Source organism: Pseudogulbenkiania sp. FW507-F1, assembly GCF_058781125.1.
Map to the genome: position 1 here is coordinate 21326 of NZ_JBYSWM010000042.1, position 6917 is coordinate 28242.

Annotated in this window: 8 protein-coding genes; 5 read left to right on the top strand and 3 right to left on the bottom strand. The window is 61.0% G+C overall.

Annotated features, from left to right (window positions below; translation table 11 throughout):
• Nucleotides 1-62 precede the first annotated feature (62 nt).
• On the bottom strand, nucleotides 63-608 hold the full coding sequence (gene orn, locus AC3WG5_RS18230; RefSeq protein ID WP_008952816.1) for an oligoribonuclease: 546 nt from the start codon (nucleotides 606-608) through the stop codon (nucleotides 63-65).
• A 74-nt stretch (nucleotides 609-682) separates the two neighbouring features.
• On the opposite strand from orn, the gene AC3WG5_RS18235 reads away from it, so the two are divergent.
• The 5 genes from AC3WG5_RS18235 (at nucleotide 683) to AC3WG5_RS18255 (ending at nucleotide 4612) form a co-directional block, all read left to right on the top strand.
• Nucleotides 683-1930: a M48 family metallopeptidase gene (locus AC3WG5_RS18235; RefSeq protein WP_492570091.1), complete on the top strand. Its 1248-nt coding sequence runs from the start codon at nucleotides 683-685 to the stop codon at nucleotides 1928-1930.
• Entirely contained in the window at nucleotides 1927-2256 is a 330-nt protein-coding gene (locus tag AC3WG5_RS18240; protein WP_492570093.1) for a 4a-hydroxytetrahydrobiopterin dehydratase, read from the top strand. The genes AC3WG5_RS18235 and AC3WG5_RS18240 overlap by 4 nt, the downstream gene beginning before the upstream one ends.
• Nucleotides 2253-3125, top strand: coding sequence for a ribosome small subunit-dependent GTPase A (gene rsgA / locus AC3WG5_RS18245; protein ID WP_492570095.1), 873 nt, complete (start codon nucleotides 2253-2255; stop codon nucleotides 3123-3125). The genes AC3WG5_RS18240 and rsgA overlap by 4 nt, the downstream gene beginning before the upstream one ends.
• A gap of 112 nt (nucleotides 3126-3237) precedes the next feature.
• The gene (locus tag AC3WG5_RS18250; protein WP_294863432.1) at nucleotides 3238-3975 is read left to right on the top strand and encodes a beta-ketoacyl-ACP reductase; all 738 of its coding nucleotides are present in this window, start codon (nucleotides 3238-3240) and stop codon (nucleotides 3973-3975) included.
• Nucleotides 3976-4102: 127 nt separating this feature from the next.
• A complete protein-coding gene (locus AC3WG5_RS18255; protein ID WP_492570098.1) occupies nucleotides 4103-4612 on the top strand; it encodes a GAF domain-containing protein in 510 nt (169 codons plus the stop codon).
• On the opposite strand, the gene AC3WG5_RS18260 is transcribed toward AC3WG5_RS18255, so the two are convergent.
• Both AC3WG5_RS18260 and AC3WG5_RS18265 read right to left on the bottom strand, forming a co-directional pair.
• Nucleotides 4596-5651 carry a DNA-binding protein gene (locus tag AC3WG5_RS18260; RefSeq protein WP_492570100.1) on the bottom strand — a complete coding sequence of 352 codons (1056 nt, stop codon included), beginning with the start codon at nucleotides 5649-5651 and terminating at the stop codon, nucleotides 4596-4598. The genes AC3WG5_RS18255 and AC3WG5_RS18260 overlap by 17 nt on opposite strands.
• Before the next feature lie 96 nt (nucleotides 5652-5747).
• On the bottom strand, nucleotides 5748-6917 hold a 1170-nt coding region (locus AC3WG5_RS18265), incomplete at its 5' end, for a tyrosine-type recombinase/integrase (protein ID WP_492570102.1).

Consider the following 6917-nt stretch of genomic DNA (forward strand, 5'->3'; position numbering starts at 1 on the left):
GTACCCGTGGCACGGTGGGCAGCACTAGGCCGGCTGAAGGCAGCCGATTTATTCACAAGCCATCAGAGTTTGATGAAGTGCTCGCGGTAGTACTTCAATTCCTCGATCGATTCGAGGATGTCGGCCAAGGCCTGATGACGGCCTTTCTTCACCACGCCGCGCGCCACCTCGGGCTTCCAGCGCTTGCACAGCTCCTTCAGCGTCGACACGTCGAGGTTACGGTAATGGAAGAAGGCTTCGAGCCGTGGCATGCCGCGCGCCATGAAACGGCGATCCTGGCAAATCGAGTTGCCGCACATCGGCGAGGTCTTGGCCGGCACGTACTCCTGCAGGAACGCCAGCATCTGCTCCTCGGCATCGGTTTCGCTCAGGGTCGAGGCCTTGACCCGTTCGATCAGCCCCGAGCGGGCGTGGGTGGACTTGTTCCACTCGTCCATGCCATCCAGCACGCTGTCGGGCTGGTGAATCGCCAGCACCGGCGACTCGGCCAGCACGTTGAGCTGGCCATCGGTCACCACCACGGCAATTTCGATGATGCGGTCGCTATCCGGATTCAGGCCCGTCATTTCCATGTCGAGCCAGATGAGGTTGTTTTGATCTTGTGCCATACTGATCCATCTTTCTAAACGGTCGTATTTTCCGCCATTGCCGCACATCCGGCAAACGTCGCGCATTCTTTCCCATGACAAACGCCTTTACCTACGCCTTCCTGCTCGCCTTGGGGGGCTCCTTGCTGCTCCGGCTGTGGCTGGCCCGTCGCCACACCCGCCACATCCAGCGCCACCGCCAGCAGTTGCCGGCGGGCTTTGCCGACAGCATTCCACTGGAAGCCCACCAGCGCGCCGCCGATTACACCGTCGCCAAGACCCGGCTCGGCATGCTCAATGCCGCTGCCGATACCCTGCTGATCCTGGCCCTGACGCTGGGAGGCGGACTGCAGGGGTTGTGGCAGCTTTCGGCCAACCTTGCCGGATCGGACCTGCTGCGCGGACTGATCCTGATTGGCGCGGTCAGCCTGGTTTCCGGCGCGGTCTCCTTGCCCTTCAGCCTGGCCCGCACCTTCGGCGTCGAGGCCCGCTTCGGCTTCAACTCTACAACGCCCAAACTGTTCTTCCTCGACCTGATCAAGAGCACCACACTGGGCATAATGATCGGCGCGCCATTACTGCTACTGGTCTTGTGGCTGATGTCGATCATGGGCAGCCTGTGGTGGCTGTGGGTGTGGCTGCTGTGGAGCGCCTTCAGTGTGCTCTTGGTGGCGGTCTACCCGACCCTGATCGCCCCTCTATTCAACAAATTCCAACCGCTGCAGGATGCCACGCTGAGCCAGCGCATCGACGCCCTGCTCCAGCGTTGCGGCTTCAAGAGCCAAGGCATCTTCGTCATGGACGGTTCCACCCGCTCCAGCCATGGCAACGCCTACTTCACCGGCTTTGGTTCGAGCAAACGCATCGTGTTCTTCGACACCCTGCTCAAACGCCTCGAACACGACGAGATCGAAGCGGTACTGGCTCACGAACTGGGGCACTTCCACAAGCGCCACGTCATCAAGCGCATCGGACTCACCTTCGCGCTCTCCCTGGGCTTGCTGTTCATCCTGGGTCGGCTGATCGATGCCTCCTGGTTCTATCAGGGACTGGGGCTGACCAGCCAAAGCAGCGCCTTGGCGCTGGTGCTGTTCTTCATGGTGATCCCTGCCTTCACCTTCCCGCTGACACCGCTCTCCAGCCTGCTGTCACGCCGCCACGAATATGAAGCCGACGATTTTGCCGCCGCGCAGGTTTCCGCCGAGGCGCTGGCGTCGGCCTTGGTCAAGCTGTATCGGGACAATGCCTCGACGCTTACCCCCGACCCGCTGCATTCGGCCTTTTACGACTCCCACCCGCCGGCGACACTGCGCATCGCCCATCTGAAAGGAGAGCACGCATGAACCTCACGGCAATGCATTGCCAGGCCCAGCATGGCAAGAGCCCGCTGGACGCCACCCGTCAGCAGCAACATCTCGCCGCCCTGCCCGGCTGGGAAATCCAAGGCATCGAGCTGGTCAAGACCTTCCGCTTCGGCAATTACTACGAAACCATGGCGTTCGTGAACGCCCTGGCCTGGATTGCCCATCAAGAAGACCATCACCCAGACCTGTCGGTCCACTACAACCGCGCTGTGGTGCACTTCAGCACCCACGACGCCAACGGTCTCACCCTCAACGACTTCATCTGCGCGGCAAAAACGGAAGCCCTGCTGAATAGGCCTGCATGAAACAAACCGGACAGATCATCCGCAGCTACGGCCGCCGCTTCATTGTCGAAACCGACGGCCGCTCCTACGATTGCACCACTCGCGGCAAACGCGTCAACTACGCCTGCGGTGACTTCGTCGACATCCTGATCCAGAATGACGAACAGGCCGTTATCGAAAACGCCCACGAAAGGTGCAGCCTGCTCTACCGCCAGGACGACTGGAAAACCAAGATGATTGCGGCCAACGTCACCCGCATTCTGTTCGTGACTGCCGCCGTTCCCACCCCAAGCGAAGAGTTCCTCAACCGGGGCCTGATCGCCGCCGAGGCCGCCGATATCGAGCCCATCATCCTGGTCAACAAGTCAGACCTGCCGGAAACCGCCGCCTGGCTAAAAAAACTGGAGCTGTATCAGGCGCTGGGCTATCACGTCCTCAGTCTATCGGCCAAACAGAGCGTGGAAGAACTTCGCCCCCTGCTGGCCGGCCACACTTCGGTTTTTGTTGGACAGTCGGGCATGGGCAAGTCCACCCTGACCAACGCCTTGCTGCCGGACGCCCGTGCACGAATCGGTGATATTTCCACTGCTCTCGACTCCGGCCGGCACACCACGACGCATGCCGCGCTCTATCATCTCGACTCGAACAGCCACTTGATCGACTCACCGGGATTGCAGGAATTCGGCCTGAAACACCTTCAAGCCACTGATCTCGTACATTATTTTCCCGAGATGCGCCCCCTCATCGGGCAGTGCCGCTTCCATAATTGTGCCCACCTGGCCGAACCGGACTGCGCCATCAAGGAAGCCGCCAAGAGCGGGAAAATAAGCCAGTATCGCATGGAATTGTTACAAAGACTGACAAGCGAACTGAACAAGATAACAGCATAAGTTATGCAATCCCGCTGATGATTTACAAAGCCAGACAATGCCCCTATTCTGTCGTGCAAAGAACCTCAAAACAGCGCACTTACAGCGCTTCTCACAGACAGGAGACGAGATAATGGCAAAGAGAATCGCTTTGGTTTCGGGCGGCATGGGCGGTATCGGGACCTCGATTTGCAAGGCTCTCGCCGCTGCCGGCCACACCGTGGTCACCACCTACAGCAAACCGGGCAAGGAACAAGCCTGGCTGGCTGACATGAAAGAAGCCGGCTACCAGGCCTACGCCTATCAGTGCGACGTCACCGACACCGCCGCTTGCCAGGCCATGGTCGAGAAGATCACTCAGGACATCGGCCCGGTCGACATCCTGGTCAACAACGCCGGCATCACCCGCGATGCGACCTTCAAGCGCCTGACCAAGGACGACTGGAGCGCGGTCATCAGCACCAACCTGGACTCGGTCTTCAACATGGCCAAACCGGTGGTCGACGGCATGGTGGAGCGCGGCTGGGGCCGAATCATCAACATTTCGTCGATCAACGGCCAGAAGGGCCAGTTCGGCCAGACCAACTACTCTGCCGCCAAGGCCGGCATGCATGGCTTCACCATGGCGCTGGCCCAGGAAGTGGCCAAGAAGGGCGTGACCGTCAACACCATCTCCCCGGGCTACATCGCCACGGATATGGTCATGGCAGTACCGGAAGACGTGCGCAACAAGATCATCGCCCAGATCCCGGTTGGCCGCCTTGGCAAGCCGGAAGAAATCGCCGGCCTGGTCAACTACCTGGCCTCCGACGTATCCGGCTTCATGACCGGCGCCAACCTGGCGATCAACGGCGGCCAGCACACCATGTAACCATCGCCACCATGGCGATGACGCCCGACCCGACCGCTTGTCACCCTTACGAGACAGGCAGCCCGGTCGGGCTTTTTCATGGCACTATACCTGCCCGCAATGGCACCACCCGAAACGAAGATTCCAGATGGCCGAACAACTGATTATCGAAGGCGGCAGCAAAGCCGAGAAATACCAGACGCTGCTACCGCAAACCCGTGCCCTGCTTGACCACGAAACCGACCAGGTCGCGGCCCTGGCGAACCTGTGCGCCGCGCTCAAGATGACTTTCGACTGGCTGTGGGTCGGCTTCTACGTTGTCAAGAATAATGAACTGGTCCTGGCGCCGTTCCAGGGGCCGATAGCCTGTACGCGCATCCCGCACGGCAAGGGCGTCTGCGGTGCGGCATGGAAGGAAAACCGCACGCTGGTTGTACCCGACGTCGACACCTTCCCGGGTCACATCGCCTGCTCTTCCAGTTCCCGCTCCGAGATCGTCGTCCCGGTACGCCTGCCGGACGGCCAGGTCGCCGCCGTGCTGGACGTCGATTCGGAACAGCTCAACCAGTTTGACGATGTCGACGCCCACTTCCTCGAGAGTATCGTCGCCCCGCTTGCCCGGCTCTTTACCGCCGCGCCGGCTAACGCGGCACCCTGATCTCGAGCCACTGCCGCAAGGCTACTGCATCCATGTGCACGATCTCGGCCGACGCCGCGCCGAGGTCCTGCACCAACTGCTCCAGATACCCCTGCACCATCGATCGACGTTCGGCATCGGCACGCGTCACCACCGCTGACATTTCCAGCAACTGGTCATTGAGCCGGTTGCGGCTTTGCGATTCGCTGTCGAGCATGCGCTGGAGTTGCTCGCGCTGCTCCTCGAGCGTCTCGAGCCTTGCCGACAAGCGTCCGCATTCTCGTTCTCGCTCGGCCAGTCGCTCCTGCCACAGCGTCGTGGACCGGCCAAGCTCCTTGCGCATAGCGAGCAACTCGCCCTCCAGGCGCTCCTCAGTGGCTTTCATCTGCTGGCGCTCTTCTTCGATCTGCTCGTAGAGCCGCACGCGCAAGCCTTCCAAGCGCTCATACGCCAAGGCCTCGCGCCGGGCGCTTTCTTCCTTCTCCTGTTGTGCCTGGCGCTCGGCCTTCTCCCGGAACTCGGAGAATCGTCCCTCGCTCTCTTGCTGAATTTTCTCTACCTGAACCAGCGCCTTTTCCAACGCCTGGCCACGCTCTTGCAAGGCCCGCTCGAGCGACTCGCAGCGCGCTTGCTCCGACTTCAGCTGCCCCGCCAGCGCGGCCAGCCTGGCCGACTCCATGTCAAGCTCATGCCGGGCCGCCACCAACGCCAGCTCCGCACTCTCCAGCGCCTGACGCAACTCGCCGCCGGCCTCTTTTTCGGCCGCCAGCTCTGCCTGCCACTCCTGGCGCACCGACTCCAGCCGACTGTCAGACTCGTCACAAGCGCGCTGCCAGATTTGCTCGAAGGCTTCGGCCAACCCTGCCGGCCAGTCTGGCCGGCGCGCGGATACGGCCACGCGCGACAGGAACTCCTGGCGCCATTCCTTCAGCGTATTGTTGATCGTGGTGTTTGAGCCGGTGCCCAAGCGCGCCCGAACCTCAATCACCGTAGGCCAGACCCCCTCGCCGACCAACTCAAACGCCACCTGGCGAACGCGGGAATAAATATCCGCCCCCATCTAAACCCTCTCTTCTTATCGTACCGGCCAGCATCACCGCGCCACCGAACATCAACACATGATTATAAGATCAATTCATTTTCATCCTGCGCCACGTCATTCTTCCCCATCGCGTCGCAACAAATCGCGATCGAACGCCTCAACCTGCTCTTTCAAGCTGGAATGAATGTAGTAACGCTGGGTCGTGGCATGCGACTTGTGCCGCAAACGCTCTGCCGTCAAGTGAATCGGCACGCCGGCCCGTGCCGCATGCGACGCCAGCGAATGACGAATCCAGTGTGTCGAAGCTGCCTTCAGGGCTTCACTCCACTGCACATCGAGCGCGCGCGCCACAGGCTCGGCCATTCGAAAGAACCACTTCAAGGCGCTATAGATCTGCAGCCCCTGGATCGCCCCGACGCCATCCAATGCGGACACCAGCGGCACACCTCCCTCTCCCCGCTGCGGGTAATCAGGCAAGCCGCGGAACCGCCGATACCGCACCAAAGCGTCGATCGCCTGGCGGTCCAGCGGCACATCGACCACCCGCCCCCCTTTACCCATCACCCGCCACAGCCACAGCCCCTGCGTTCGATGGATATGTCCCATGCGAGCACCGGCCAGTTCGCTTCGTCGCGCCGCGGTCCGGTACAGCCACTCCAAAAGGAAGCGCAAGCGTTCAACCCGAGCCCGGCGGGTCGCCGTCGATACCGGCAAGGCATCGAGAAAATCAACCAGCCACCCCCACAAACCCGGCTCGATCCAGCGATTGATCGCCACCTGCCCCTCTTCGTCAAAACCTGCCGGCGCCACGGTCTCGCGGCCACGCTGGTTTTTACCGAGCAAGCGGAAAGGGTTGGCCGCCAAATAGGAGGCGTTGACCAGGTAGTCGAATAACGCCTGCAGAATGATTTTGGCTTGCCGCCGGCTCGATTCCTTCAGCGGCCCATTGATCAAGCGCCAATGCGCCGGCCATTCCGGATGGCGCTCCGGCCCGGCCAGCCAATCGAAGTAACGATGCAAGTCTTCCACCCGCAAACCTGAAACCGGTTTTTGCTGAAAACTGATCGACCACAAGGCCAGCCGATACGCCTCTTTCCTGTAGGCACGATGCGTATTGGGGTTATCTATTGTCGCAAGCCAGCATTCAATCGCCTCAAGGTCATTGGCCGCGTTGATCTGGCATGCCTGATCAAGTTGCAGCGAACGATTGCCCAACACGAAAGAAAGCCCCTCCTGCTGGAGTAGCGCCGCCACCTCACATGAGGTCGGCAACCCCTTCAATTC